Below are 25,647 nucleotides of genomic sequence, written 5' to 3' on the forward strand. Positions count from 1 at the left end.
AACCCCATGGACAAGTCGACACGCCGATTCATGCTCAGGTTCATCCCCTGCGCCATCCTCGGCGTCGCCCTCGCCTACGGAGCGGTCTACGCGCTCCTGTGGTTCACCGCCGACGCGCGCGGCGCCGCCGACAAGCGCGAGCAGACCGTGGCCAACGGCGCCTTCCGCCTCGCCACGTACGAGGAGTTCTTCGACCTCTGCGCCGCAGCCCAGACCTCCGAGCAGCAGCTGACAGCACTGCAGACGGAGCTCGACGGCAAGCCCTCAGCGGACCGGGAGGAACGCATCCGAGCCAGCATCACCGCCGTCACCGCATCCCGCGCGGAGTCGATCAACACCTACAACTCCAAGGCCACCCAGGAACACCGCACCGCGTTCCAGGACGCCCGCCTGCCCTACACCCTCGACATCAACGCCAAGGAGACCCAGTGCGCCGCCTGACCCGCCTCGCCGTCACCGCCCTCGCCGTCACCGGCCTCGCGCTCGGCGCGACCGCCTGCTCCGAGGAAGCCGATTCGAGCTCCCGCGCCAAGGAGAACACGGCTCGCCAGAGCAACTACGACAAGCTCGTCGCCCGCCAGCCCAGCCACACCCTCACCTACTCGCCGACCCGCGACACCAAGAACTTCTGGATCGACACCTGGGGCAAGACCCCGAACAAGCTGTCGTACGTCTACATCCAGAACGCCAACGGCGAGTACGGCTACTTCGTCCTCAAGGGCCTGCCCGTCACCTACTGCGTCAGCCTTCTGCCGCCCGAGCAGAAGTCCCGCGTCGATGTCGGCGAGTACGAGGGCGACGCCTACATCCAGGCCCCCTCCATGGACGGCACCTTCAGCAGCAACTCCAACTGCGACGCCTACTACGGCAAGGACGCCTCCACCGGCGCCTACGTCGAGTTCTCCGTCGGCCAGAACCAGTCGTACTTCCTCTACGACAAGCCCCTGGACCTCCCGCAGTTCAAGGACGCCAAGCCGCTCGGCCCCACCACCCTCAAGAAGTAACCGGAGGACGACCCCGTGACACGCATCATCAAGAACACGACGACCGAAGCCCAGCATGACTGGCCGGACGACGTCTTCATCCAGGGCGGCACCCACGGGGTTGCCTTCGGCGGCCCCGACGGCGCCTACCAGACCGCCTTCTTCGAGGCATTCCCCGGAGACACCTTCCTGCGCGGCGAAGGCAAGACCATCGCCGAGGCCGAGGAATCCTGCTGGGGCCAGTACCAGCGCTTCATCGTCTGTGACGGCTCCGGCGAACACGGCCCCTACGAACGTCGCGAGTACCGCAACGGCGCCGGATTCTGCACCAAATGCGGTACCTGGATGAGCAACGTGTTCGAGCCGCTGCCCGAGCAGCCCCGCCGCCGCCCCAGCCTCCTCAACCGCCTCTTCGTCGACCAGGACCCCGAGGCCGTGACCGAGGTCCTCGAAGCCGTCGCCCACGCCGACGAACTCCCCACCCCCTGACCGCCGGAAGGACCCCCCCATGCCCGCCATCGTCAGCAGCTTCACCCACCCCTCCTGGGGCAGCCTTGGTGACCGCGCGCACACCCGCCGCCAGGCACTGCACCTCTCCCAGGCCGCCGTCGCCAAGCACCTCGGCCTCACCGTGCGCGACTACGCCGCCCTGGAGTCCGGCTTCATTCCGCCGGACGTCAACGAGCGCCTCGGCAAGGTCAAGCTGCACCTCCTGGACGAGGTCCTGAACTGGGAGCCCGGCACCTCCCTGAACATGCTCACAGCTGTCCTGGAGCCCTCGCGGGAAGCCGCCAGCATCGCCTTCACCCCCGGCGACCGCTCCGAGTACAACCGGGCCGCCTGGGCACGCCTTGGCGCCGCAGTCCTCAAGGCGCGCCAGGCCCTCAAGATGAGCAAGCCCGTACTCGGCTACGCCATCAAGTCCACCGGCAAGTCCGTCCTGCGGATCGAGAACGGACAGATCTACGGCGACCCCCGCACCGCACCGCCCGGCGACTACAACTCCGAGCGCTACATCCTCAAGCGCCTCCCGCTCCTGGAGATGGCCCTGGAGTGGGAGGCCGGACAAGCCCGTCAGATCCTCGACGGGACGATTGTCAGCCCCACCACGTAAGCTGCATCACAGTTCGAGCCAACCGCCAAGTGGCCTGAACACGCCGACCGCCAACGGCACTCACTCCTACCGCCAGGGAGACCAATGCCCCCCGCCAAGGGCCTCGCAAAACTCCGCGCCAGCATGACCAAGGTCTACGGCGACAACGTCACCCGCCGCGACGCCATGGTCCGCCCCACCTTCATCCCCACCGGCTCCCTCACCCTCGACTACGCCCTCGGCGGCGGCTGGGCCCTCGGCCGTACCCACGAGCTCGTTGGCCCCGAGGGCATGTGCAAGACCTCCCTCGGAATCATGTCCATGGCCCAGGCCCAGCAGATGCTTCCCGACCGGGGCGTCGGCGTCATCGACATGGAGCAGTCCTTCGACTTCGACTGGGCCGCAGACCTCGGCCTCGACCTCAGCGAAGACCGCTTCATCCACGTCTACCCGGACCACTCCGAAGACGTCTCCGACCAGATCAAGATGATGCTGCGCGACGGCGACCTCTCCCTCCTCATCGTCGACTCCGTCGGCGGCATGGAGTCCAAGGCCGCCTTCGAGAAGAAGGCCGACGAATCCGCCATGGGCAAGAACGCCCAGGTCATCAGCCGCATGGTCAAGCAGGTCGCCAAGCTCTGCCGCGAACACCACGCTTCCGTCATCTTCGTGAACCAGTACCGGGCCGACATCGGCAACCCGCGCGGCGGCCAGAAGAGCGCCGGACCCAGCGCCCTGAAGTACTGCACCACCACCAAGGTCAAGCTCTCCCGAACCGGCGAGACCGCACGCAAGCGCGCCCTCGACGACGCCGTCTCCGACGTCGTCAAGGAGATGGAGATCGGCCGCCAGATCCGGGGCAAGGTCGAGCGCAACAAGCTCGCCCCCCAGGGCCGCGCCGCCGACTTCTGGTTCTACAACGAAGCCCAGCCCGATCAGCCCATCGGCATCGACGCCAGCGACGAAGCCATCAACCTCGGCCTGGCCACCGGCGCCATCAAGCGCCTCAACACCTCCACCTACGAACTCCCCAACGGAGTCAAGGTCTCCGGCCGCCCCAAGGCCAAGGCCGCCTGCGCCGCCGACCCCGCCCTCACCGAAATGGTCCGCCAGCGCGCGCTCGCCACCATCTCCGGCGAGATCAAGGCCGAGCACCAGGTCTCCTACGACGACGTCCCCGAAGGCGTCGACCCCACCACCGGCGAAATCACCGAGGACGCGGCATGAACTGGCTCAAGAAGCACCCCCTTCCCGTTCTCATTCTGATCCTTCTCGCAACGCTCGCGTGCGGCTGGCTGGTCATCCCCGGGAAGAACAACGATCTGCTCACAGGGGTATGGATCGGCATCACCTACCTGAGCATCCTGCTGGTTCTCGTGATGCTGCTCGCACACGCCACCGGCAAGCGCCGCGAGGGCGACGCACTTGCCAAGGCCCGCCCGGTCGACCCGGACAACCCGCCGTCCTACCAGACCATGATCTGCGTCCCCGGCGACATCGAAACCCCCTGCACCTGCCACGGCCGCCCCCTCGGCGACGGCGAGACCATCCTGCGCTGGCCCCACCCGGACGACCTGCTCTGCGAAGAAACGCACAAGAACGGCGAGCTGTAAGTGGCAACAGACATCCGCCGTCACCACCTCTGCGAGAACCTGCCCAACCCCGAATACCGGTCGTGGCGCGACATCATCCGCTGCGACGACTGCGACCGGTTCCTCCGGATCGAATCCACCTGGGGTGGCCCTCGCTGGCGCCGCGTCGGACGCTTTACCACCTGGCGCCTGCGCCGCCAGATCCGCCTGGAAGGCGAGAAACCATGAGCTTGAACAAGGACATGGGCGATGCGCACGAGAAGCACGTCGCCGAGAAGCTGAACATGCGCCAGCCCCGGGGGAGTGGCAACCAGTGGCGCGACCCGATGGACGGCCGCCACAACCGCCTCGACACCGAGTGGGCCTTCGCCAACGACGGCAAGTCCACCCTCAAGAAGTCCATCGGCGTCTCCCTGGACATGTGGAACAAAGCCGTCGAGCAGGCCGGGGGAGAGCGCCCCCTGCTCACCCTGCGCTTCTATAAGGACCAGCGGCTCACCGGCGTCCACGCCGACCTCGCCGCCCTCGACCTTGACGACTTCGCCGAGATGCGCGACGCCGCACTGCGATGGGAGCAGGCCCGCCCCCTCCTGGAGAGTCTCATCCGCGCGCGGCCCGCCTCAGCTCGCGAAACCACCATGGGCGCCCTCGCGCGAATCCTTGCCGTCGTTGACGAAATTCAGGACTTCGTCAACAAGGACGAGGGCGCGTCTCGTGCTGCCGGACCCGACCCGACCCTGAACGCGGCCGGACTCTGGGATGAGGCCAAAGCCGTTCTGATGGCGCTGACCGCAGTCCGTCCGCGCTGCGTACCGATCATCGTCGACCAGGCGCAACGCGTCCTCGACCAGGAGGGCGCGGCGTGAATCCGGCCTGGAGCTACGGGCTCACCTTCGTCGGCGTCATCGGCCTCCTCCTGGCCGGACGCAAGCAGCACATCGGCTGGCTCATCGGCCTCCTCGCACAGGGCCTGTGGGCCGCCTACGGCGCCGCCAGCCACCAGCACGGCTTCATCATCAGCGCCGCCTTCTACGGCTACGTCTACGCGACCAACTACTGGAGCTGGCGCCAGGGCGACCACGAGAACATCACCGAGCTTCGCGAGGCCGCCGAGATGTGGAAACAGGCACGCCCGCACATCAAGACCGTCGTCAACGCGCGCCCGGCCTCCCTGGACATCGCCCGCACCCAACTGGCCATCATGCGGTCCAAGAGCGCCCTGCAGGAACTCATCAAAACCCATCAGCGAGAAGAGACGAAGCCGTGAACGACTACTGGAACTACCTCCTCGGCGGCCTCGACATCGTCGGCCTCGTCGCCCTGCGCGCCGTCGGCCAGAAGAAGGCCGTCGGCTGGCTCTGGGCCATGCTCACCCAGGCCGTCTGGATCGTGTACTCCATTGCCACCTTCCAGTGGGGCTTCCTGGCCGTCGCCGTCATCAAGCTCGCCGTCTACAGCTGGAACTGGGTCTCCTGGGTCCGCAGCGACAAGGCGGAAGCCCAGAAGCCGGAGATACCCCTCTGGGACCAGGCCGAGGAGCTCGTCCGCAACAACTGTCCGAACGCCAGCATCGTGGACCGGGCGAAGTACACCGAAGTCATCTTTCGCCTCCTCACCACGGCCGACGTCCTCCACGGACAAGAGAAGGCGAAGCCCATCACATGACAGCCTTCGTCCCGAACTTCACGCGCATCGCCGCCCAGACACAGACCCTCCGCCTTGTCCCGCTCATCGAGAACGCGGTCCAAGCCTGCGCCTTCCCTGACCCGTTCACCGTCACCTTCCGCGCCTACTCCGCGAACCGGAAGCCGGACGGCTGGTTCCACCCCTCCAGCCACCCCACCATGGATGAGCGGAAGCTCTACTACTACCTCGCCGACCCCGACCGCTGGGTCGACAGTACTTTCGAGTACGGCCCCCGCATGTCCGTGCTCATGGGCTCCGCCAGCCACGACCTCATCCAGCACGTCATGACGAAGATGGGCCTGCTCCTCGCCCCCAAGGGCATCTGCGTCTGCTGCGCCCGCCCCCACGGCCACGGCATCGGCCAGTGCAACGAATGGGGCGTCCGCGACGACACCCTGAAACGGCGCGGCCACATCGACGGCTTCATCGACCTCCCCGACTTCGACGGCATCGAGGTCTGGGACCTGAAGACGTGCGCCCCTCCCGTCATCCGGAACATCGAGCACAACGACCTCGAAGCCTTCAAGAAGAAGTGGCCCAAGTACTACGGCCAGGCCCAGGAGTACATGGCCCTCACCGGCAAACTCCAGGCCGTCATCCTCTTCCTCGCCATGTCCGAGGGCTGGGTCATGCGCGAGTTCACCATCCCCCGCGACGACGCCTACATCGCCCGCACCGAAGCGAAGTACCGCACCGTCCTGCGCTACGTCGACCTCGGCACCCCACCGCCCGTCGCCTGCTGCTCCGGCGGAGCCCGCGCGCGCGACTGCGCCGCCGCCTCCTGCCCCGTCAAGATCGGACTCGCCGCATGAGCCGTACCCGCCTCGCCAAGGCTCCGTATGACCGCTACGGCGGCCTTGTCAGCTACATCGTCAGCAACGCCAGCAACGTCCACGAGTGGCGTGAGAACACCCCCTTCCCGGAGATGCTTCTCCTCACCGGCACGACACGCGGCATGTCCGCTGCCCGCTTCACGTGGAGCGCCTCCGGAGGCCGCACGTTCGAGATGTTCATGACGGACGCCGTCGACCTCCTCACCAACGCCACCAACATCTTCAAGGGCAGCGTCGACACCTGGTGGATCGCCCAGAAGCGCGGCAAGAACTACGGCATCCGCCTCGCCACTCAGAAGGACCTGAAGCACGCCGGACACACCAGCGGCCCCTACACCGACTGCCCGGCCTGCCAAGCCGCCCCGAAGCGCTGGTCCACCGGCTGGTGCCCCCTCGATCCCACCGACGATACCGAGCACCAGGCCCAGCCGAGTCCCTACCTGATGGACACCTGCCGCTGCGGCACCAAGGTCCATCACCACATTCACGGCACCGCGCCACGCCCCTCCGAGGAGACTCCGTGACCGTCAGCCAGCTCAGCTTCGACGCCGTCGACAGCCTGATCACCCGCAAGCGCTGGAGCCCGCCCCTCTACAGCGACTTCGCCACGGCCACCGTGCAGGTCTTCGACCAGTCCCTCAGCAACACCGGCGCCGTCCTGCTCCGCTCGTCCGGCACCGGCATCACTCTGCTGGCCACCGCGATGATCCGCCCCCCGGCCGACATCCAGGCCATCAAGAGCTACGAGGGCAACTGCGCCCGCGCCGACAGCCTCTACGCGGGCCTCAAGCGGGCCCGCACCGGCTATGCGGCCGCCGCCGACGTCGTCCTGTACGAGCGCCCGCCCGTGAAGGGGCAGCGCATGGAATCCATCATCATGGCCGGGCGCGAAGTCCACCGCGTCACCAACGGCAGCGCCATCCTCGTCGACAACCGGCATGCCAAGGCCGTCATCGTCGGCCGGGCCGGGAACCGAAGCAACCCGGTCACCAAGGCCCACGTGAAGGAAGCTGTCGAGCGGTACATCACGCCGCCCGAGCAGCAGGGCAAGATCATGCCGTGGAACGAGCACACCCGCGACGCCTGCCTGCTCGCCCTGGCCTGGCTCTACGACGAGAAGCGACGCCAGCTGCAGGAGCAGGTCCTGGAGGCGGCCGCGTGAGCGAAACCACCCTCGACGACCGGCAGGCCGAGGACCAAGCCGCCCGGGTCACCGCCGAGCTCGCACGCGAGGCCGACGAACCCGCAGACGTCGACATCGACCCCGACCGCACCCGCGAGACCGCAACCACCGGCTTCTCCCGCATGCGCACCGACTGGCGCGCGGGCGACGCCGCCGAGATCGACGGAATCGTCCAGCAGGCCCGAGGTGTCATCCACCGCGAGTTCCCCGGCATCTACCTCATCCTCAACGAGCTCTGGGGCCTGGTCCGCCAACCCGTCCTGAAGGACGAGAACACCGGCGAGTACGTCACCGACATATTCGGCTGGCCGGAATGGGTCCGCCTCCCCTCCGGCGCCTACAAGGAGGACTACTCCCGCCTCACCTACCGCGAGAAGGACGACTTCCTCCTCCGCATCACCACCGGCCTCCTGGAGTGGCACCAGGTCGCCACCGAGAAGTGGCTGGAGGCCATGCTCGCCAAGGTCCGCTGGGAGGAGACGATGGCCGAAGGCTTCATCGCCCCCGCAGGCCGGGTCACCGTCGAAGAACGCACCCAGCGCGGCCGCGCACACGCCACCCAGGACCGCTACCACGCCGTGTTCCGCACCGCCCTGTCCCGCTCCGCAGAGCAGCTCGTACGCAGCGTGGAACTCATCGGGCAGCGCCTGAAGGATTCCCTCACGGCCTGACTGCTGTCTCACAGCAATATTGCCGCAACGAAAAAGTGGAGTCGGCACCAGGTTCCGAATTATGCTGTGAAAATTCCAGCGATCTTCCCGCCGCCAAGGGGAGATGCACAGGAAGACGCGACCGCCACGCGTCAGCGTCATAAGGAACCCCGACTGCATGAACATTCCCGTACGCATACTGCGTGAACTGTTCCGCAACTTTCAGGCGTGGAACGCCCTCTACGAAGCCGAGGGCAAGGAAACCCTGAAGGGACCGGACGGAACCGAGTACTGCATCCACGACATCGCCCGCCTCTACAGCGAAGCCGTATCCGGCCGGGGAGAGAAAGGAAAATATCTCCTCTCTCCCCGGCAGCGAGAAGCGATCCAGCTGTTCCTCATCGAGAACCGGCCCGAACGCGAGGTCGCCCGGATCATGGGCGTCAGCGAGGACAACCCCGTGGCCTCCTACGCCACCCAAGGCATGGTGCGCCTCAACGACCTGATCGCCGCAGGCGTCATCCAGGGCATCACCTCAGCCGAAGAGTACGAGGGCGCCGCATGAGCGAGCGCGTACGCCACGGCGTCGACCCAGAGCTCGAAGAGCAGGCCGACGAACTCCTCAAGGCGTCCTTCCTTGACCACCCGGACCCCGAGGCCAAGAGCCTCATCCTCACCAAGTACATGCTCCAGAACCGGCTCAAGCGCGAGGTGTACACCACCGAAGGCACGCCGGACGGCGCCGTACGCCGGGGGAGCTTCCACCGCACCCTCAACCCTAAGCACCTGCACCTCAACGCCATCGAAGGCATCGCCCGCCCCCAGCACCGGGTCCCCCTCAAGGCCACAGACGAGTGAGTACCAACCTCCCCGTCCCGGCAGACGGCAGCACCGGCCCCACGAGCATGGTCCGAGTCCGGGTCGGCGGCCGAACGGTCGCCGCCAAGACCGGCGCCCGCTGCGCAGCATGCCAGTCACCCCACCGCGCGGACATCGACGGCTGGATCCTGCAGGGCTACACCCGCCCCACCATCCTCGGCTACCTCCAGGACCTCCCCGAAGGCCCCCTCGGCCACCCCACCGACAAGTCGCTGCGCCACCACACCGACAAGCACCTCCCCCTGGCCTCCCGCTCCCAGGCCGCGATCCTCGACCGCCGGGCCGAACAGCTCGGCGAAGAGATCGAAAAATATGGCGGCCGCGTCGCAGACCACCTCTCCGCACTCGATATCGTCGTACTACGAGGGTTCGACGCCCTCCAGAACGGTGACATCACGGTCGACTCCGCGACCCTGATGAAAGCCATCGACCTCAAGCACAAAATCGAGATGTCGGCCGACGGGGGAGTGGACGCCAACGTCTGGCGCGACGCGCTCATGGAGTACATGCGCATCGGTCTCAGCTTCATCCCCGCCGACAAGAAGAAAGAATTCGCCGCAGCCCTCACCGAGAGCCCCGTACTCGCCGCCCTCTCGAAGGCGCAGCAACAGACATACTAAAATCCGGCCCCGCCACCGGACCACCACTCCTTACCGCCAAGAGGAGAACAGCCCGTCATGCACCTGAACCCTGCCGACCAGACCCAAACCCTCGACGACATCGTCACCGCGTGGAAGACCCACGAGCGCACCTGGACGTCCGACGCCTGCGTCCCCGAGGTCAGCTTCGAGAACACCCCCAAGACGGAGCCGACCCTCAACCTCGGCGACCACAAGATCACGCTCGACGAAAAGGCCATCACGCAGCTCTGCCTCTTCTACAAGATCCCCAGCGCGTTCTTCGGCCGCCTCACCCCCGCCGAAAAGCACTTCGTCATGAACGCCCGGATCGACCACACCGGCGGCGAAGTCACCATCGCCTACACCCGCACCGGCATCACCGACGTCCGCAAGCCCAGCCAGCCCCGCCTGGACGTCGAAGAGTTCACCAACGTCGCCCGCCAGCTCTACCCGCTCTACTCCACCGTGCTGAACGCCGAACTCACCCCGGACCACCTCGTCCTGGACGTCCTCAGCAACCACGTCCCCATCCCCTCCAAGCGGGGACTCATCCACGGCGGCATCCGGCTCGCACAGAACCGCAAGCAGAACCTCGCACCGACGGTCAGCCCGATCCTCTACCACGAGGACACCACCACCACCGTCGAGATCATCGACCCCTCCCTGAAGATCGACGCACGAGGCGTCGCCCTGGAGAAAGTCGCCGAACGCCTTGCCGCAGAGGCCCTGCGCGCCGACGCCCGCCTCACCCACGACGTCGAAGCGCTCGACGACCTCACTAACGTCACCATCGAAGGCGACCGCATCACCCGCCTGCACCGCGTCGCCGCCGAGCACAACATGCCCGTGCGCCCCCTCGCCGACATCACCGTCGCCATGTCCCGCACCGACGAGCCGACGATGTTCGACCTCGTCATCGCCATCGCCAACTCGGCGAACAACCCCAAGCTCAGAGATCCCGCCAAGCGCACCACCCGCACCCGGCTGCAAACCATCGCCGGAGCCATCGTCAACGACCACGCCGAACGCTGCAGCAACTGCCACGCCCTCGTCGCTGCCTGACCCCGCCACAGGAGAGCCCGTGCCCGCACCCCTGAGGGACGGCGACCAGCCGCTCCCCACCCCCGGCCAGCAATCCGTGCAGGACGCCCTCATCGAGCGCATCCAGGACCGCCGCGCCCTGGGCATCCAGCGCTACGGCTCCCCGCTCATGACGTTCAACGGCCGCAACGCCGTCCAGGACGCCACCGAAGAAGCCCTGGACCTCGCCTCCTACCTCATGCAGATCGAGCTCGAAACCAACGCGACCCGCGACACCATCAGCGCCGCACTGAAGGAGCACCGGGCCGACAAGCACGGCGACTGCTTCACCTGCCAGACCGCAGCCCCCTGTACCACCCGCCAGATCCTCACCCGCCAGACGGCACCCGCCTCCGCCCCCGAGACCTGCGACGGCCTCATCAACGACCTCCGAAGCCTCAGCGCGGAACTGGCCGCCGGGTGCTACTGGACCGGCAGCGAACCCCACATCGGTGGGCGGATCGACGAGCTGCTCAAGAGGCACGCCGTCCGCGCCTTCCTCCCGACACCCGACCCCACCCCGAAGGAGCAGCCTTCCTCATGAGCGTCCCCATCATCGGCCAGAGCCAGAGCCAGCCCGACCGCTTCGACCGCGAGTACGGCGGCGTCCACCTGCGCTCCGAGACCGCCCAGGGCGACGTCCTGGACACCGAGATCCTCGAACTCGAAGCCGTCCTCAAGGACATGCAGGACCGCTACTCCGCCAAGGCATTCGAGCTGACGTCCTTCACCCGCGAGGTCAAGGAGCGCTGCCACACCCTCGGCTTCGCAGTCGACGTTCGCTGGATGACCGTGGCCGACGGCACCGGCCGCATCCTCGAAGGTGTCCGCAGCCCCGAGATCGAGATCGTCGGCCGCGTCGAGAAGAAGGCATTCGACCACGACCAGAAGGTCCACGAGGTCACCCACAACATCCTCGACCTCGATGAGGCCCCGGGCATCATCAAGTCCGAAGGCGCGCGCGGAGGACACCCCCACTGATGAGCTACCTGCGTGCCTACCTCATCAAGGTCGACCGGCTCGACCCCTCTGTGGCCTCCGCCTTTTCCACCAGCCAGCTGTGGCAATGGCACGTGGAGGAAAACCGGTGAGTCGTCTCTACGAGTACGACGAGGACAGCGTCCTGGTCGGCATCGTTCCCCAGAACTGCGCCAACTGCGGCGGCCGCGTCGACCGGGTCCGCATGGGGCTGCAGGCCGTGATCTCCAGCTCGGGCGACTTCATCGGCATCCAGTCCGTGGCCACCACGCCCTGCTGCAACGGCCAGCGCAACGCGAACTACCCGGTTGAGAACCTGGCCCAGCTCCTCGACCACCTGCAGCACTGCTCAAACCACTGAGGCATCGAACCATCAAAACGTCGATACGGTGAGGCCCTTCTCATCCGAGGAGGGCCTCTTGCTGTACCCGGGCCCGTCCGCCACCCCAAGGGGCGAGGAGGACGCCCGCCATGACCAGCCCTACCGAGGACCGCTCACCGCTCGCCACGTTCGACCCCGCCAGCATCCACCAGCTCTACCTGGGGCTCGACGTACCGGACCCGATCACGTTCGTTGTCTCACCCCAGTACCTGAACCGGCCCAACCTCTACCCCCGCCAGGCCACCCTCCTGAAGTGCTTCTTCCTGCGCGAGGACCTGTTCACCGACTACGACTACCAGGTCGTCGCCGAGTGGGACGAGCAGTACCGCACCGCGAAGAACACCAACGAGCAGCGCGCGGCCGCGCGAGCCCTCCTGGAACAGGACGCGACTTTCAGCGCCCTCGAACTGGCCACCGAGCTGGAGCAGAACGAAGACGCCCCGAAGATGCCGATCGGCGGCACCCCCGACCTCCTCGGCCGGATGCGGGCCGCCAAGGCCGCCGGATACCAGTGGTTCCGCGAAATCCTCCTCGTCATGGGCCGCCGCGCAGGCAAGGGCCACATCAGCGGCCTCGCCATGGCCTACGTCCTATGGACGTACATGGCCAAGTCCGACCCCCAGGAGTTCTACGGCGTCGACCGCGACAAGAAACTCGCCTGCCTGATCTTCGCGGGCAAGCGCGACCAGGCCAAGCAGAACCTGTGGCGCGACCTCGTCAACGTCGTCACCGGCAGCCCCTGCTTCGCCCCGTACATCGCCAGCTCCCTCGGGGAACGCCTGACCGTCTACGCACCTCACGACTTCATCCGCATGGACGAAATGGCCAAGCGCGGCATCAAGACCGCCCTCGACATGGCCACCTTCGAGATCCTTCCGAAGGAGTCCACGCTCATGGCAGGCCGTGGCCCGGCCTCCTTCATCATGGGCTTCGACGAGATGGCCCACGTCGTCGCGAGCGGCGCCAACCGCTCCGCCGGTGAGGTCTACGACTCCGCCACCCCCTCCCTCGACCAGTTCGGCAAGGACGGCTTCCTCATCGAGCCCAGCTCACCCTGGGCCATGACCGGCAAGTTCTTCGAGAACTACGAACGCGCCGTCGAACTCGAACCGGACGGCACCCCCGCCTACCCCGCGATCATGATGATCCAGCTCGCCTCCTGGGACATCTACCTCGACTGGCAGATCGCCGACACCCTGCCCCTGTTCCCCGAAAACTTCACCGGCGACAACGGCGAATACGACGACACCCCACCGCCGACGTTCAAGCCCCTGCGCAACGCCATCCAGACCTACGACGACCAGATGCGGAAGCTGGAAAAAGCCGACCCCGACACCTTCGCCGTCGAGCGCCGTGCCCAGTGGGCCACCGTCATGGACGCCTACCTCGACAAGGACAAAGTCGAGGCCGTCTTCTCACCCTGGTACGACCGCCCCGCCCACTACGGCGGCCAGATCATCCTCCCCACCACCCAGGGCATCCTCGCCTACGGCTACAAGGGCCACGCCGACCCCTCCAGCGTCAACTGCCGTTTCGGCATCGCCGTCGCACACACCGAAACCGACGCCCAGGGCCGCCCCCACGTCATCTTCGACAAGATCCACCACTTCGACCCCGCCGACTTCCCCAACCACACCATCGACTACGAAGAGGTCGAGGACTGGATCTGGGACGAGATCATCGCCCCCTACCAGCCCGAAGAATTCACCTTCGACCAGTACCAGAGCGTCGGCAGCATCCAGAAGCTCGTCAAGAAGGTCGCCCGCAACCGCCTCCCGAAGAAGGTCAGCGTCTTCGAGCGCACCGCGACCAACGCTCTCAACTGGAAGTACGCCGAAACGTTCAAGGCAGCAATCAACATGGGCCTCGTCCACGCTCCCGACTACCCCGAAGGGAAACTGGAACTCCAGTTCCTCCAGAAGCCCCCCAACCAGAACCGCGTCGACCACCCCACCATCGGCCCCGTCCAGACCAAGGACATCGCCGACGCCATCATGATCACCACCTGGTCCCTCATCGGCGACTGGATCACCGGCTACATTGACCAGCTCAAACAGGCCGGACCCATCGGAGCCATGCAAGGCGGCATGCACGGCTTCAGCCCCCGCTCCAACGACACAGCTCAGCCCGACTACGACAGCCAGGCACGCATCGACGCGCTCCGCAGCTTCACCCGCACCCGCACCGGCCGAGACACCTGGGACCGAGGCCCCGGACGCGGCCGACCCGGGTACGGGCGCCGCTGACCAGCAATAGCGTCCTTGCCGCACCGGCCCAGACATGGCACGATGGCACCGTCTCGTGTAAGGGCCGCATCACGGTGCGGTTGGCGCGTAGGAGAGCGACAGACCGTACGGTCGGCTCTCTCTCTGGATGGGTCTACCTTGGCGGGGCCCCGCTGCAAAGCGGGGTTAAACACACATCCTGTAGTGACGCACACGAGACACGCGGAGCCCCCCGGGCAGGTACCACCGGGGGGCTCCCCTCATGTTCGGAGCCGCACCCCAGCCCTGAAGGACTGGAGGTGCAGGGATGACGGACATCAGCGCGACAGACTTCTTCCGACGGCAGGCAGGTGCCACCGCCGCACAGGCGGCCGAACCCAGCTTCGAGCACGAAGAGATCGACACCGGCGGCACGAAACGCCCGACAAAGATCCACCTCCATGCCCACGACCCCGCCACCGGCGACCGCATGGGCACCCTTACCTACCACGTCCCCCGCCGCAAGGCCGACAAGATCCTCGTAGAGGAACTCGCCACCAAGGAGACGCACCAGCGCAAGGGCGTCGGCTCAGCCCTCATGGACGAAATGCAGCGCCGCCACCCCGGCACCCCCATCGACCACGGCGACCGCACCCCTGCAGGAAAAGCCTGGTGGAATGGCTACACCAGGGACAAGAAGGTCACCCGAGGCCGCACCATGGCGTCCGCCTCCAAGCCCTGCCCCTGCTGTGGCGGCACCGGTGAACACGGCATTGGCTCCGAGTGCTACCACTGCGACGGCGGCCGCACCGTACCCCCCGACAGCCCTGACGACGCCACCTGCGACGGGACCCTTCCCGACGGTGGCCACAGCAGGACAGCGTTGATCCGGACCGCAGAACTGGGCGTCTACGGCCCGCCCGATCGCTGGTACCACTCCTCCCCCCACAACCTCGAAGAGACCGGCTTCGAGGAAGGCCACACCAAGGCGGGTGCCGACCAGGAGTACGGCAAGCACTGGAACAGCCACCTCGGCATCCACCTCACCTCCCACCACCTCACCGCCATAGAACTGGCCGAAGGCGTCTATGGGACGGTGCACCACGTCTCCTGGAGCGCACAGAACCCGAAGCACTACACCTCCGAACACGACCTGACCCACGAGGCCCACGACTGGGCTGCGACGCACCCCTCGTTCAAACAGGACATGCCGCAGGTGAACGACCCCTACATGGGAGAGACCGAGACCAAAGAAACAGCCCTCCGGCAGCACCCCCGGATAGATCAGGTTGCCCACGGCTTCCGCGACCACCTCAAGGCCCAGGGCCACGACGGCATCACCTACGGCAACGAGCACGAAGGCCCGCGAGGCCACGTCTCCGCCATCGCCTTCAGCCCACACGAAGCCTCGATCGACGGCGCACACACCTGGGACGACGACGACGACGACCACCTCAATCACCTCCCGGCCCGCCAGGCCACCACGACCCCCGTCCCGGACAACACCCAGCCCTACCAGCACCACCACGACTGGCTGCCCCGCGACCACTTCTTCGCCCCCGGGAAGAAGGGGCTCGACCCCCGCCTCTTCGACGGCGACCGCATGCACCCCGCCGTCCGCCAGCACCTGCTCGGCATGCTGCAGGGCTTCTGGTCCCCGAAGTACGGCGACTCCTGGCAGTCCTGGGCCCGGGTCTACCTCGCCGGATCCGAAGCCAGCCACTTCTACGGCAACGACGACCTCGACATCCTCATCGGCATCGACTACGACGCCGCCCGCCACCACGTCGATGCCTTCACCGGCGAACCCGACGGCGCCCTCGACAAGAAGCTCACCGACGAACTTCGCGAGGGCATGAACAACGACCACTGCATGCTCCCGGGCCCCGATGGCGATGCCACCGGTCCGTACGAGAACACCTGGTACGTCAATCCCGGCAGCTACGACATCCGCGCCATCAAGCCGTACGCCGCCTACGACATCACCCGCGACGAATGGGCCGTCCGCCCCGTCGAGGTCCCCGACGACTTCGGTCCCGAGAAACTCCCCGAATCCACCTGGGACGTCTTCGACGCACTGAAGACCCTCATCAAGGCCGTCGGCGAGCTTCCCGCAGGAGTCCGCGAACGCGAGGGCGCGGCGTTGTACGATTACCTCCACACTGACCGCCACAGTGCATTCGGGCCCGACGGAACGGGCCTCTACGACCCCGCCAACGCCACCTGGAAGGCCCTCGACAAGGCCCCCGGTGCACCCCTGCAGCAGCTCATTGACTGGAAGCACGCCCACGACGGCGTGGCCGCCGCCACGGACCAGGAGAACGCAGCATGACCGACCTCAGCGCGACCGCGTTCTTTCGGCAGACTGGAGGAGTGGAGCAGTCCTACTTCCATGGCACTCGGTACCCGTTCAAGCCGGGCGACCTGATCGAGCCTGGACGGAAGTCGAATCAGGGGTACGGCGAGCCGAACGACCGGGTTTTCTTCACCCATCGCTCCGACATCGCCCACCACTTTGCCGAGTCAGCAGACGACCCTGAAGGCCACGAGGGCGCCCGCCCCCGCGTCTACCAGGTGGAACCCACCGGCCCCCACGAGATGGATACGGACGAACTGCCTGAAGATGCCAAGGCTGCCGGGTCCCGCCAGAGTCGACACCCTCTTCGCGTGGTTCAGGAGCACGACTCCACCTACGTTCCCGAGCACGACAACGAATTTGAGCACGACGGGTGCGAGGAGTGCGGCGAGGCCATGACCAAGGAGCCTCACTGTGCGCACTGCGGCTACGGACACCACACCGCCTGCTGCGAGGAAGAGGGCAGCGGACACCGCACTGCCTCCACACGGGGGGTGACCGCGTTCTTCCAGCGTGCGGCAGCCAAGGGCAAGGACTTCGACTGGCCCACGGCTCAGCACTACCTCGCCGAGACCACCTTCACGAAGAACCACAAGCACCAGCCCTACGCCCACATCGGCGAAGCGCAGGACCACGCTGACCGGATCGCGGAGGCCGAGGGGATCTCCTCTCCAAGGATCGTTGACCGGCGAGGCGGCGGCGGAAGCGTGTACTGGCACAGCGGTCAGTACGGCGACAGTGGACCGGAGATCGGCCTCACCCCGGGCCACATGCACGAGGCCGCGCTCATCCACGAGATGACCCACCACTTCCGGCACGAGACCGGACAGTCCGAAGGCCACGACGCCGCCTTCAGCCGGAACTACGGCGCCATGCTCTGGGACCATCACTCCCGTGGAGGCGACGCGCGCGCGGAGTTCAGCCACTACCACCAGGCCGCCGACAAGCACATGCGAGCCAATCCGGAGCACTACCAGGCCCCGCCGGACGCCGGGCCGGACAAGACCACCGCTGCACTCCTCCAGCAGGCGGCCGAGCAGCCGCAGGAGTGGTACCACGGCTCTGGAGCGTCCTTCGACCGCTTTGACCTGGACAAGAACAAGACGGTTCAGGATGACGACGACGCCAAGCATTGGAACAGCCACCTTGGTGCCCACTTCACCAGCGACCACCGTGTTGCTCAGGAGTTCGCGCAGCGCCAGGGCGGAGGCCACGTCTACCACGCTCAGCTCAACCTGAAGAACCCCAAGCACTACGATTCCGAGCACGACCTGGACAAGGAAGCCGTTCACTGGGCCCATGACAATGGCCACGACATGGGCCCGTCCTTCCGCAACCCGGCCTACCGGGCACAGACGGAGCCGGACGAGTGGCAGTTCCACATCAAGTACGGCGACGACGGCAACCCCCGGCCCGATGCCCGCGAGATCGCCCACGGCTTCCGCGACCACCTCAAGAGCCAGGGCCACGACGGCATCACCTACGGCAACGAGTTCGAGGGTGCCCACAACGGCTTCCATGCCGACGAGAAGCACACCAGTGCTATCGCCTTTCATCCCGACCAAGTGAAGATCACGCAGAGGCACGGAGGGAACGATGACCACGGAAGCCCCCGAACCGCAGGACGAGGGAAACCACGGAGTCAGCCCCGAGCTGACCAGGGAGCTGCAGGAGAGGGCAAAGACGCCGACGGAGCAGCACGTGCCGTGGGAGCAGCTGAAGGTGGAACTGGGGCTGTAGCCCCCCGGGCGGTCTCCTTCCATCCGGCCGCGCACAAGGAGATGAGCAAGCTCGACGCCGCGTCCCGCAAGCGCGTGGCCGCAACCGTCGACACCCTCGCTCAGGGCGGCGAGGGACTGCAGACCCACGCCCTGACCGGGCCGCTCAAGGGCTGGCGCTCGACCAAGGCCACGCGCGGCCACCGAGTCCTGCACCGCGACCTTGACGACGGCACCCTCCACATCGGCTACGTCGGCCTCCACAACTACGACAAGGCCATCAACCGCCTCACCGGCTTCTTCCGCCAGGCCGCCGACGGAGACACTCCGCAAGGCACCCTCGTGCGCGGCATGAACGTTTCCCTCGACCCGGCCAAGCACGACTTCATCCACGACACCAGACAGCCTCTGCCCTCCCGCGCACACCTCCTGCTGTCCGAGCTCCACAAGCAGACCCCGGACATCGACAACGAGACGCTGAAGGGCGGCACGGGCGGCCTGGGAGAGTTCTGGACCCGCAACAAGGGCGTCTCCGACGACGCCGCCGCCTACCAGCACGAGAACCGCGCACCGGGCGAGAAGTCCACCACCGTGACGCTCCACGCCCACGAGCCCAGCGGCGAGCACTTCTGGCACGAGATGGCCGAAGGCCCCGACTACCCCGGCAACTACCGCGTACCGCTCCGCCCCGGCGCCCCCGTCGGCGTCCATGCCATCACCTGGGGCGAGCCCGGCGGCCACCAGCACCACTACGACTTCTCCCACACCGTCGACAAGCACGCGGCCCTCAGTGCCACGGCGCACTTCCGGAACCCGGTCCCCAAGCGCGCCGCCTTTCAGCAGGCACTCTTCGCTGAGGCGGCGGCCGTCGACAACTCCTCCGGCGTGATGGTGGCCCTCTCACCGCCGCCGGAGATTGCCGCACAGCTTGTTTACGAGGGTGGCCAGAGCGCCGACGACCTCCACGTCACGCTTGCCTACCTCGGCAAGAAGTCCGACTACACCAAGGAGCAGCTGGCCGCGCTGCCCGAGATCGTCAGCTCGTGGGCGGCCCGCCAGAAGCCCGTCACCGTCCGTACGGGTGGTGTTCTGAAGTTCTCCAACGCAGCCGAGGACCAGCACGTGCTCTGTGCGTCCATCGACATGCCCGGCGGCGCACAGTTGCACTCCGATCTCGCCCGCTACCTGGAGGGACACGGCTACAACCTCCCCTCCGAGCACGGGTGGAACCCCCACATGACGCTCAAGTACGTGGACAAGCACTTCCGTTTCATGCCGCATGTACCTGAACTTCAGTGGCAGGCTGTGATGGTGGAAACCCACATCGGAGGAACCTGCCACCAGACACGCCTTGGCACCATCCCTAACGGCAGGACCTCCTTCTAGCACCTGCCGACCACCACACAGCCAGGAGACATCACCACATGGTCACCACCACACCGAAGGCCGCGCCGGAGATTCCCGAGCACATCCAGGAGGCTCTGGCCTCGGCAGAGAAGGCGGGATGGGACGTCGAGCGCCGGTCCCTGAGCGTCGTCATTATCCCGCCGAAGGGCAGCAGGCAGACGTTCTCGCTGACGACGCCGATGGCCCCGCCGCAGCTGAAGAAGAAGCTGGCCGATATGGGGCTGCTCAGCGCGGTGAAGAAGCAGGACGAGGCCGCCTCGGACGCCCCCGACACCGACCAGAAGGAACCGGCCGGGCTCGTTTGTCCCGAGTGCCAGAAACCGTTCCGCAATGGTGCCGGGCTGGGGTCTCACCGCCGCAAGTCGCATGGTGTCCTCGGAACGAAGCGCAACAGGCCGACCGGGCGCCCTGCCGCCAAAGTGCCTACTCAGCGTAAGAAGGCTGCCCCCGTCGCCAATGCAGCCACCGCGCCGGTCGAGTCCGCCACCGAGCCCGGAATCGGGGCACTGGCCACCAGGCTCATCACAGAGATCCAGACGGCGGCCAGGGCCGAGTTTTCCGCCGAGCTGAAGGCGAAGGGTGATGAGATCGCCCTTCTGAAGGCGAAGGTCGAGGAGTTGCAGAAGTTCAAGGACGCCGTGATGGTGGCCGCTCAGGCTGCGTAAGCGAACTCGACACCCCCACCCACTGGCCAGTGCACTCGTGCGTGCGCTAAGGTGGGGGTCGTTCGCTACCGCCAAGGAGGCCGCGCCATGCCCGCCACCCGCAAAACCGCCCCGGCCAGCAGGGTCGCCGATCTGTCGAGCGTGCAGATGACCCCCGTCATGACGCAGATGCACGAGGTCAGCGACACTCTCCGCGACCTCGCCGCCGCAGCCGCCGGACTCGACACCATCAACATGGACCTCACCGAGGCCGCCTGGGTCGAACGCCACCGCGCAGGAGACATCCTCACCGCCCAAGGCCGCCCCTACAGCGGCCGGGGCCACCTCTACAAGAGGCTCAAGGAGCGAGACATCGACGCCACCGGCGGATGGAACACCTCCCGGCTCCGCCCCGAGATCGACGAACAGCCGCTCCCGGACTACATCGACGAAGACGAGATCAAGGCCATCCGGGAACAGGCCGACGCCCTCCTCGCCCGCATCACGCGCATCCAGAACAACCGCGACCAGCAGTACCCCGCCGACCACGAGAACCGCCTGAGCGCCATCGAGACCTGGCACGTCACCCAGGCCAGCTGAAAAAACCAACGCCCCCAGCGCGACCCATTGCCCGGGTCGAATCACTGAGGGCGTTGCCAGAGCCGAACCTCTTAGCCATCCCGCCAAAGGATTACCAAGACATGAGTTCAGTGGCCCACACTCAGGGTACCCGCCCCGCCCGCCTGGTGTCCGCACCCCCGACCTGGAGAACCAAGCTCTCCACGGTCAACTGGGACAAGACCCTCACCGACACCATGATCTACCTCCTGGCCCTCGGCGGGTTCTACGTCGGCTACCAGACCCTCTACACCCTCGCCCTGTACGTCGACTTCCCCCAGGACCAGGCCGTCGTCGTCGCTGCCCTCGCCGACCTCGCGATCCTCGCCTACTCCCGCAAGGCCGTCCAGGAAGTCAACGCAGGCCGCTCCGCATGGGGCATCCGCGCCATCGTCACCACCTTCTCCCTCGGCACCTTCGCCCTGCAGATCCGCGCCGCCTGGCCCGACCCCGTCGCCGTCGGCTTCCACGCCCTGCCCCCGGCCGTCTGGATCATCGGCCACGAAATGATGCTCCGAGGCAAGCTCCGCAACGCCAAGAAGATGCGCCGCGACCACGAAATCATCCAGGGCCTGCGCCCCGCCCCCCTCCCGGCCATCCGTAAGATCCACTGGATCCTCTCCCCGTTCCGCACCTTCCAGGCGTGGCGCCTCACCAAGCTCTGGGAAGTCAGCCAGGACACCGTGATCAAGCAGCTCGCCAGCGCCTGGCAGAACGACTCGAAGAAGAAGAACAAGCCCCTCCCCGCCGCCTGGCGCCGCGTCCTGATCGCCACCCCGGCCCCGGCCGCCACGCTCGACCGCATCACCATCACCGCCACCCCCACCTTCAAGGCGCAGCCCCAGCCCCAGCCCAAGGCCATCATCACCCCCACCCCTGCCGCCCCCGCGCCGCGCCTTCAGCTCCTCACCGGCGGCAAGACCAACGCATCCCCCGCCGCCCAGGCCGCATTCCTCGCCGACCTCCCGGCCCCGCCCCCCAAGGGCAGCCGGACCGGCGACGACATCGCCGACTACGTCACTATCGTCGATCAGCTCAGCCAGAAGCACGGCATCACCCTCACCGAGAAGGCCGTCGCCCAGCTCGCCGACTGCGACACCGGCCAGCTTTCCCGTCTTCGCGCCAAGGCCCGCGCCCCCAAGCCTCAGCAACTGACCGCCGTGCCCGCAGTGACCGCAGCAAGACCCTGACGCCAATACCCTCATTGGGTCGGGTCGCTTCCCGCCGCCGGACGCCGCCGCTACCGTCTCTCCCATGACACATGGGGGAGTACCGGCCAGCGGCGGCGTCCTGTCCGACGTCTGGATCAAGATCGACGGCATCTACTACTACTGCCGAGGCGAAGCCCCCGACGGCTCACCACGCCTCGCCCCACTCAACCACCCGCCCTACGGCAAGACCGTCTACGGCCTGAACAGCAAAAACGGCCTGACCGTCGAGAAACTGCCCTACCGCCTGCGCACCGCCACCACCGTCATCCTGGCGGCCGCCGCCCTCGCGCTCGTTCTGATTCCGCTCGCCCTCGCCGGGAGCGACCCCATCCTGGCCTGGACCGCCACCCCCGTTGCCGTCGGCGCACTCCTCCTGCTTGCCGTCATCACGCAGACCGCGCACCTGCGCCCCCACGACGCCATCTCTGCCGCCGAAGCACAACAGGCCGCCGACCAGGCGTACATCAATTCGGAGTACGACGCAGCCGAACGCCGCGCACGCCAGCAGGCCGCCAGCGCCCACAACACCCAGCAGTGGCAGGCCGCAGTCTGGGCCCAGACCGCCCAGATCAACCAGACACTCAACCCGGGCACCGACACCTACCGCCCTTACGGCCAGTCCCCGCCCCTGTAACGGCCACCGCTCCGCCGCAGCTGCTCGGCCTCGTAGTCATCCAACTCGTTCTGCAGCCTGGCCTCACGGCACTCCACTTCGGACTGCGGCGACCACGGCCGCGCCGGAATCCGCTCCTGCTCCTCCGGCGCCCCACCGTGGACCATCAGCATCCGCTGCTGCCGGTAATCCTTGTCCGTGTACGGCCGCACAACCCGGATCCGGCGCGACGGGGACGGCTCCTTGCGCACATACATGCGCCACAGTGTGCCCTCCCACCGCTGCGAATTCTCAGTCATGGGGATTTACCCCATGAACAGCCCAACAGCAGCACAGAGCAGGAACAGGACGACAGGGCCCCAGAAGACGGCCAGGAGCACACTGAACGCCCTGACGTACGGGGAAGTTTGGCGGGTCACACCCCACATTGTGGGGCCTGTAGAAGCGGGCGGGGTACGGCCTCGGAACGGCCGCACCAGAGCCACAGGAATCCCCGCCCGCTACCCGTACGATATCCGCTAGCTGATCCGCGACACGTCGTCCTGCCGAACGGACAGCTCGACGTTGTTGTCGAAGATGACGACGTACGGGAACGGGGCCACGTACTGGCGGACCTTCAAGATGCGCCCCTTGGCGCCTGCGGGCACGTCGAACCGCACTGTGGCGTCCTCCCCCTCGTCCTCCAGGTCCTCATCGATGAAGGATCCCTGGAGCCGACGTGCGGCACAGATCCGGTCCCCTTCGCGGAAGACCAGCGAGCCGAGGTGCAACTCTTTCGCCAGCTGCATCTTCTGTTCGAAGGTCAGGTCAGCCGTGATCGTCTCAATCAGCGTAGCTTCCTCCTCCTCGACCGCCTCCGCGAACCGAGGAGGGAACAGGTCTTCCTCCACCGGGGGAGCGGCCCGGGGAGGAAATAGGTCCTCCTCCACCGGGGGAGCGACCTGCAGGGGCTCGGCCTCCTCGACCGGCTCCGCGAATTCGTACTCGTACTCCTCGTCCTCGTCTTCGTCCCACTCTCCGTGCTCGTCCTCGAACGGGTCACCGTCGCCGAAGTCGTCATCCTCGCTGCCGTGCTCACGATGACGCCAGCCGGTGCAGTCCGTGGAGCAGCCGCACCCCTGGGAGCACTCGGGGCAGATCATGGACAGAGACCAGCCGCACGTCTCGCACAGCGTCCGGAACCGGGGGTCGGTGTCCAGGATGTGCACGGCCTCGGCATGGGTGGTGACCTCACCCCCGAAGAACTCCATGAGGCCGACGAGCTCCAGGCACCGCTGGTCGGCGAGGAGCTTCAGGAGCTCGGTGTGCTTGACGCGGACAGGCTGCAGCAGGTCGCGCAGCTCACGGGCGGCGCGGGAACGGGCATGATTCTTCGGCACGGCAGACCCTTCGGGCGCGCACGATCCCATGACTCGCCGCGCAAGGCGTCAGCGGTGTGGTGGAGCGAAGAGTGGCGGGGCTCTGTGCGGGGCACCTGCGGAATGCGACTGCCGGTCATGGGCCGGTACGTCTCCGGGCCTTGAGCCGGGCCCACGGCCCGGGGGCCGCGTCCACATGGTAGCGCGCGCAAGCGGGGCCGGTGGGCCTATCGGGCCTGCTGGATCCAGTTCGTACGGCGGCGCTCTGCGGCCCCTTCGCGGTCGCTGCGGTCGGCGGCCTTGCAGCCGGAGTCGTAGTAGGCGGCGTCGGCGCGCCGCAGAAGCCGACGGTGCGGGCCGCCGCTGGTGGCGCACGGGGTGTCGGGCGTGCAGTCGGGGCACCAGTTGACGGGGTCGATGAAGTCGCCGCACCAGGCGCAGTGGCGGGCGCCGTCGTCGTCGATGACGGCTGTGGCGGGGCGTCGGCGGGTGTGGTGGCTTCTCACTGGGGCTCCTGGGGTGTGTCCCATAGTCCGGTGTGGGCGATCGTGTCGGCGGTGACGGCGGGGTGGCGCTGGGCGAGGAGGGGGTGGGTGTCGGCGATGGCGCGGATGAGTTCGTTGGGGAAGCGGGAGTAGAGGGGGCGGCCGGTGCGGGACAGGAGCAGGGTGTGCTCGCCGTCCTTGGGGGTGGGGCGGTGGGGGAGGTAGGCGTGGACGGCGGCGCCGGTGAGGGGGTCGAGGGTGAGGTTGCGGCCGGGGCCGTCGGCGGCGTCGGGGAGCTGGATGTCGTAGCTGAAGTCGGGTTGCTGGGTCATGAGGCGGATGTCGAGGCGGACGGCCTGGGCGGGGCGCAGGCCGTCGAGCAGGAGGTAGGCCAGGAGCTGGTCGCGGTGGTGGTGCTGGCTGTCGGCGGGGCCCCAGGCTCCGACGGCGCCGAGGAAGGCGGCGCGCTCGCGGGGGTCGAGGCGGCTGGGGGTGTGGGTGGCGCGGGAGAGGCCGGAGCGCAGGTCGTGCAGGTGCGGGGGTGTGAGGACGAGGTGCCGGTCGCGGGCGGCGGTGTAGTACATGACGAGGGCGGTGATGCGCCGGTCGTGGCTGCGGGCGGCCTCGGGGTGTTCGGCGGCGATGACGGCGAGTGCGGGCGGTCCGTCGAAGGGGAGTTCGCCGAGGTAGGGGCGCAGGTACTCCTCGTCGCACCAGCGGGCCACGTGCTCGGGCCTGATGGAGTAGGGGTCCACGGACGGGTTGCGCTGGGCGGCGCACCAGGTGAGCCACGAGGTCACCTCCCGCCGGTATTCGGCACGGGTCGAGGGGCGCAGGGCTGAGGTCTCCAGCCAGGTGTCGAGCAGGGCGTACGGATTCACGAGGCCCATCCTGCCTGGTCGTGCTGACAGGACGGGCCTTGTACCCGGAGACCGTTGCGAACGGCCCCCGGGGCGGAGACGGTATTCCGTTGTCGGGCGCCTGGCCCGGTCTGGCCTTTGTGGCGCCCAGGAGCATCCGAGTCCTGGTCGGTGGTCCCGCATGACCAGCGCACCACTAGCTAGGAAGGTGCGG

Annotated in this window: 32 protein-coding genes; 28 read left to right on the forward strand and 4 right to left on the reverse strand. The window is 67.2% G+C overall.

The annotated features are described in order from the left end of the window. The first annotated feature begins 6 nt into the window (after positions 1-6). The 28 genes from E6R60_RS26335 (at position 7) to E6R60_RS26465 (ending at position 22,751) form a co-directional block, all read left to right on the forward strand. On the forward strand, positions 7-441 hold the full coding sequence (locus tag E6R60_RS26335; RefSeq protein ID WP_240802692.1) for a hypothetical protein: 435 nt from the start codon (positions 7-9) through the stop codon (positions 439-441). Further along, entirely contained in the window at positions 429-1,004 is a 576-nt protein-coding gene (locus E6R60_RS26340; RefSeq protein WP_136329153.1) for a hypothetical protein, read from the forward strand. Before E6R60_RS26335 ends, E6R60_RS26340 begins: the two co-directional genes overlap by 13 nt. A 15-nt stretch (positions 1,005-1,019) precedes the next feature. Then, positions 1,020-1,472 (forward strand): hypothetical protein, encoded by a 453-nt coding sequence (locus E6R60_RS26345; RefSeq protein WP_136329154.1) that lies wholly within the window; start codon positions 1,020-1,022, stop codon positions 1,470-1,472. 19 nt (positions 1,473-1,491) lie between these two features. Then, positions 1,492-2,097, forward strand: a complete 606-nt coding sequence (locus E6R60_RS26350) for a helix-turn-helix transcriptional regulator (RefSeq protein ID WP_136329155.1) — start codon at positions 1,492-1,494, stop codon at positions 2,095-2,097. Between the two features lie 84 nt (positions 2,098-2,181). Next, positions 2,182-3,303, forward strand: coding sequence for a hypothetical protein (locus E6R60_RS26355; protein WP_136329156.1), 1,122 nt, complete (start codon positions 2,182-2,184; stop codon positions 3,301-3,303). Continuing rightward, positions 3,300-3,689 carry a hypothetical protein gene (locus E6R60_RS26360; protein ID WP_136329157.1) on the forward strand — a complete coding sequence of 130 codons (390 nt, stop codon included), beginning with the start codon at positions 3,300-3,302 and terminating at the stop codon, positions 3,687-3,689. Before E6R60_RS26355 ends, E6R60_RS26360 begins: the two co-directional genes overlap by 4 nt. Continuing rightward, positions 3,690-3,896: a hypothetical protein gene (locus E6R60_RS26365; protein ID WP_136329158.1), complete on the forward strand. Its 207-nt coding sequence runs from the start codon at positions 3,690-3,692 to the stop codon at positions 3,894-3,896. Further along, complete coding sequence (locus E6R60_RS26370; protein WP_136329159.1) at positions 3,893-4,534, forward strand: hypothetical protein; 642 nt, start codon at positions 3,893-3,895, stop codon at positions 4,532-4,534. The genes E6R60_RS26365 and E6R60_RS26370 overlap by 4 nt, the downstream gene beginning before the upstream one ends. Further along, the gene (locus E6R60_RS37045; protein ID WP_206309520.1) at positions 4,531-4,935 is read left to right on the forward strand and encodes a hypothetical protein; all 405 of its coding nucleotides are present in this window, start codon (positions 4,531-4,533) and stop codon (positions 4,933-4,935) included. Before E6R60_RS26370 ends, E6R60_RS37045 begins: the two co-directional genes overlap by 4 nt. Then, positions 4,932-5,333 carry a hypothetical protein gene (locus E6R60_RS26380; protein WP_136329160.1) on the forward strand — a complete coding sequence of 134 codons (402 nt, stop codon included), beginning with the start codon at positions 4,932-4,934 and terminating at the stop codon, positions 5,331-5,333. The genes E6R60_RS37045 and E6R60_RS26380 overlap by 4 nt, the downstream gene beginning before the upstream one ends. After that, on the forward strand, positions 5,330-6,166 hold the full coding sequence (locus tag E6R60_RS26385; protein WP_136329161.1) for a hypothetical protein: 837 nt from the start codon (positions 5,330-5,332) through the stop codon (positions 6,164-6,166). Before E6R60_RS26380 ends, E6R60_RS26385 begins: the two co-directional genes overlap by 4 nt. Then, the gene (locus tag E6R60_RS26390) at positions 6,163-6,711 is read left to right on the forward strand and encodes a hypothetical protein (protein WP_136329162.1); all 549 of its coding nucleotides are present in this window, start codon (positions 6,163-6,165) and stop codon (positions 6,709-6,711) included. Before E6R60_RS26385 ends, E6R60_RS26390 begins: the two co-directional genes overlap by 4 nt. Next, a complete protein-coding gene (locus tag E6R60_RS26395) occupies positions 6,708-7,349 on the forward strand; it encodes a hypothetical protein (RefSeq protein ID WP_136329163.1) in 642 nt (213 codons plus the stop codon). The genes E6R60_RS26390 and E6R60_RS26395 overlap by 4 nt, the downstream gene beginning before the upstream one ends. Beyond that, positions 7,346-8,041, forward strand: a complete 696-nt coding sequence (locus tag E6R60_RS26400) for a hypothetical protein (protein WP_136329164.1) — start codon at positions 7,346-7,348, stop codon at positions 8,039-8,041. Before E6R60_RS26395 ends, E6R60_RS26400 begins: the two co-directional genes overlap by 4 nt. 157 nt (positions 8,042-8,198) lie before the next feature. Further along, positions 8,199-8,585 carry a sigma-70 region 4 domain-containing protein gene (locus E6R60_RS26405; protein ID WP_136329165.1) on the forward strand — a complete coding sequence of 129 codons (387 nt, stop codon included), beginning with the start codon at positions 8,199-8,201 and terminating at the stop codon, positions 8,583-8,585. Continuing rightward, positions 8,582-8,878 (forward strand): hypothetical protein, encoded by a 297-nt coding sequence (locus tag E6R60_RS26410; protein ID WP_136329166.1) that lies wholly within the window; start codon positions 8,582-8,584, stop codon positions 8,876-8,878. The genes E6R60_RS26405 and E6R60_RS26410 overlap by 4 nt, the downstream gene beginning before the upstream one ends. After that, the gene (locus E6R60_RS26415) at positions 8,875-9,519 is read left to right on the forward strand and encodes a hypothetical protein (RefSeq protein WP_136329167.1); all 645 of its coding nucleotides are present in this window, start codon (positions 8,875-8,877) and stop codon (positions 9,517-9,519) included. The genes E6R60_RS26410 and E6R60_RS26415 overlap by 4 nt, the downstream gene beginning before the upstream one ends. A gap of 57 nt (positions 9,520-9,576) precedes the next feature. Next, positions 9,577-10,581 (forward strand): hypothetical protein, encoded by a 1,005-nt coding sequence (locus tag E6R60_RS36810; protein ID WP_168713678.1) that lies wholly within the window; start codon positions 9,577-9,579, stop codon positions 10,579-10,581. A gap of 19 nt (positions 10,582-10,600) precedes the next feature. After that, positions 10,601-11,143, forward strand: coding sequence for a hypothetical protein (locus tag E6R60_RS26425; RefSeq protein ID WP_136329168.1), 543 nt, complete (start codon positions 10,601-10,603; stop codon positions 11,141-11,143). Next, entirely contained in the window at positions 11,140-11,580 is a 441-nt protein-coding gene (locus E6R60_RS26430) for a hypothetical protein (protein ID WP_136329169.1), read from the forward strand. The genes E6R60_RS26425 and E6R60_RS26430 overlap by 4 nt, the downstream gene beginning before the upstream one ends. 106 nt (positions 11,581-11,686) lie before the next feature. Next, the gene (locus E6R60_RS26435) at positions 11,687-11,938 is read left to right on the forward strand and encodes a hypothetical protein (protein WP_136329170.1); all 252 of its coding nucleotides are present in this window, start codon (positions 11,687-11,689) and stop codon (positions 11,936-11,938) included. Positions 11,939-12,048: 110 nt separating this feature from the next. After that, on the forward strand, positions 12,049-14,205 hold the full coding sequence (locus E6R60_RS26440; protein ID WP_136329171.1) for a hypothetical protein: 2,157 nt from the start codon (positions 12,049-12,051) through the stop codon (positions 14,203-14,205). Between the two features lie 286 nt (positions 14,206-14,491). Then, positions 14,492-16,495, forward strand: coding sequence for a GNAT family N-acetyltransferase (locus E6R60_RS26445; protein ID WP_136329172.1), 2,004 nt, complete (start codon positions 14,492-14,494; stop codon positions 16,493-16,495). Beyond that, entirely contained in the window at positions 16,492-19,623 is a 3,132-nt protein-coding gene (locus E6R60_RS26450) for an NAD(+)--rifampin ADP-ribosyltransferase (RefSeq protein WP_136329173.1), read from the forward strand. Before E6R60_RS26445 ends, E6R60_RS26450 begins: the two co-directional genes overlap by 4 nt. A gap of 38 nt (positions 19,624-19,661) precedes the next feature. Next, positions 19,662-20,309: a hypothetical protein gene (locus tag E6R60_RS26455; RefSeq protein WP_136329174.1), complete on the forward strand. Its 648-nt coding sequence runs from the start codon at positions 19,662-19,664 to the stop codon at positions 20,307-20,309. Positions 20,310-20,396: 87 nt separating this feature from the next. Further along, positions 20,397-20,888, forward strand: a complete 492-nt coding sequence (locus tag E6R60_RS36815) for a hypothetical protein (protein WP_168713679.1) — start codon at positions 20,397-20,399, stop codon at positions 20,886-20,888. A 101-nt stretch (positions 20,889-20,989) separates the two neighbouring features. After that, a complete protein-coding gene (locus tag E6R60_RS26460) occupies positions 20,990-22,096 on the forward strand; it encodes a DUF2637 domain-containing protein (protein ID WP_168713680.1) in 1,107 nt (368 codons plus the stop codon). Positions 22,097-22,160: 64 nt separating this feature from the next. Next, positions 22,161-22,751 (forward strand): hypothetical protein, encoded by a 591-nt coding sequence (locus tag E6R60_RS26465; RefSeq protein ID WP_136329176.1) that lies wholly within the window; start codon positions 22,161-22,163, stop codon positions 22,749-22,751. Here E6R60_RS26465 and E6R60_RS26470 read toward each other — a convergent pair. The 4 genes from E6R60_RS26470 to E6R60_RS26485 form a co-directional block, all read right to left on the reverse strand. After that, positions 22,727-23,029 carry a hypothetical protein gene (locus tag E6R60_RS26470; protein WP_136329177.1) on the reverse strand — a complete coding sequence of 101 codons (303 nt, stop codon included), beginning with the start codon at positions 23,027-23,029 and terminating at the stop codon, positions 22,727-22,729. The genes E6R60_RS26465 and E6R60_RS26470 overlap by 25 nt on opposite strands. 219 nt (positions 23,030-23,248) lie before the next feature. Continuing rightward, positions 23,249-24,109, reverse strand: coding sequence for a hypothetical protein (locus E6R60_RS26475; protein WP_136329178.1), 861 nt, complete (start codon positions 24,107-24,109; stop codon positions 23,249-23,251). Positions 24,110-24,315: 206 nt separating this feature from the next. Next, positions 24,316-24,594: a hypothetical protein gene (locus tag E6R60_RS26480; protein ID WP_136329179.1), complete on the reverse strand. Its 279-nt coding sequence runs from the start codon at positions 24,592-24,594 to the stop codon at positions 24,316-24,318. After that, the gene (locus E6R60_RS26485) at positions 24,591-25,454 is read right to left on the reverse strand and encodes a hypothetical protein (protein ID WP_136329180.1); all 864 of its coding nucleotides are present in this window, start codon (positions 25,452-25,454) and stop codon (positions 24,591-24,593) included. Before E6R60_RS26485 ends, E6R60_RS26480 begins: the two co-directional genes overlap by 4 nt. Positions 25,455-25,647: the final 193 nt, after the last annotated feature.

The organism is Streptomyces sp. A0642, assembly GCF_004795105.1.
Taxonomy (GTDB): Bacteria; Actinomycetota; Actinomycetes; order Streptomycetales; family Streptomycetaceae; genus Streptomyces.

Excerpts from the sequence above, each read along its gene's own strand:
- E6R60_RS26335 (WP_240802692.1), top strand. The coding sequence starts at position 7 with ATGGACAAGTCGACACGCCGATTCATGCTCAGGTTCATCCCCTGCGCC.
- E6R60_RS26350 (WP_136329155.1), top strand. The coding sequence starts at position 1,492 with ATGCCCGCCATCGTCAGCAGCTTCACCCACCCCTCCTGGGGCAGCCTT.
- E6R60_RS26355 (WP_136329156.1), top strand. The coding sequence starts at position 2,182 with ATGCCCCCCGCCAAGGGCCTCGCAAAACTCCGCGCCAGCATGACCAAG.
- E6R60_RS26360 (WP_136329157.1), top strand. The coding sequence starts at position 3,300 with ATGAACTGGCTCAAGAAGCACCCCCTTCCCGTTCTCATTCTGATCCTT.
- E6R60_RS26370 (WP_136329159.1), top strand. The coding sequence starts at position 3,893 with ATGAGCTTGAACAAGGACATGGGCGATGCGCACGAGAAGCACGTCGCC.
- E6R60_RS26385 (WP_136329161.1), top strand. The coding sequence starts at position 5,330 with ATGACAGCCTTCGTCCCGAACTTCACGCGCATCGCCGCCCAGACACAG.
- E6R60_RS26390 (WP_136329162.1), top strand. The coding sequence starts at position 6,163 with ATGAGCCGTACCCGCCTCGCCAAGGCTCCGTATGACCGCTACGGCGGC.
- E6R60_RS26405 (WP_136329165.1), top strand. The coding sequence starts at position 8,199 with ATGAACATTCCCGTACGCATACTGCGTGAACTGTTCCGCAACTTTCAG.
- E6R60_RS26410 (WP_136329166.1), top strand. The coding sequence starts at position 8,582 with ATGAGCGAGCGCGTACGCCACGGCGTCGACCCAGAGCTCGAAGAGCAG.
- E6R60_RS36810 (WP_168713678.1), top strand. The coding sequence starts at position 9,577 with ATGCACCTGAACCCTGCCGACCAGACCCAAACCCTCGACGACATCGTC.
- E6R60_RS26430 (WP_136329169.1), top strand. The coding sequence starts at position 11,140 with ATGAGCGTCCCCATCATCGGCCAGAGCCAGAGCCAGCCCGACCGCTTC.
- E6R60_RS26440 (WP_136329171.1), top strand. The coding sequence starts at position 12,049 with ATGACCAGCCCTACCGAGGACCGCTCACCGCTCGCCACGTTCGACCCC.
- E6R60_RS26445 (WP_136329172.1), top strand. The coding sequence starts at position 14,492 with ATGACGGACATCAGCGCGACAGACTTCTTCCGACGGCAGGCAGGTGCC.
- E6R60_RS26450 (WP_136329173.1), top strand. The coding sequence starts at position 16,492 with ATGACCGACCTCAGCGCGACCGCGTTCTTTCGGCAGACTGGAGGAGTG.
- E6R60_RS26455 (WP_136329174.1), top strand. The coding sequence starts at position 19,662 with ATGGTCACCACCACACCGAAGGCCGCGCCGGAGATTCCCGAGCACATC.
- E6R60_RS36815 (WP_168713679.1), top strand. The coding sequence starts at position 20,397 with ATGCCCGCCACCCGCAAAACCGCCCCGGCCAGCAGGGTCGCCGATCTG.
- E6R60_RS26460 (WP_168713680.1), top strand. The coding sequence starts at position 20,990 with ATGAGTTCAGTGGCCCACACTCAGGGTACCCGCCCCGCCCGCCTGGTG.
- E6R60_RS26465 (WP_136329176.1), top strand. The coding sequence starts at position 22,161 with ATGACACATGGGGGAGTACCGGCCAGCGGCGGCGTCCTGTCCGACGTC.
- E6R60_RS26470 (WP_136329177.1), bottom strand. The coding sequence starts at position 23,029 with ATGACTGAGAATTCGCAGCGGTGGGAGGGCACACTGTGGCGCATGTAT.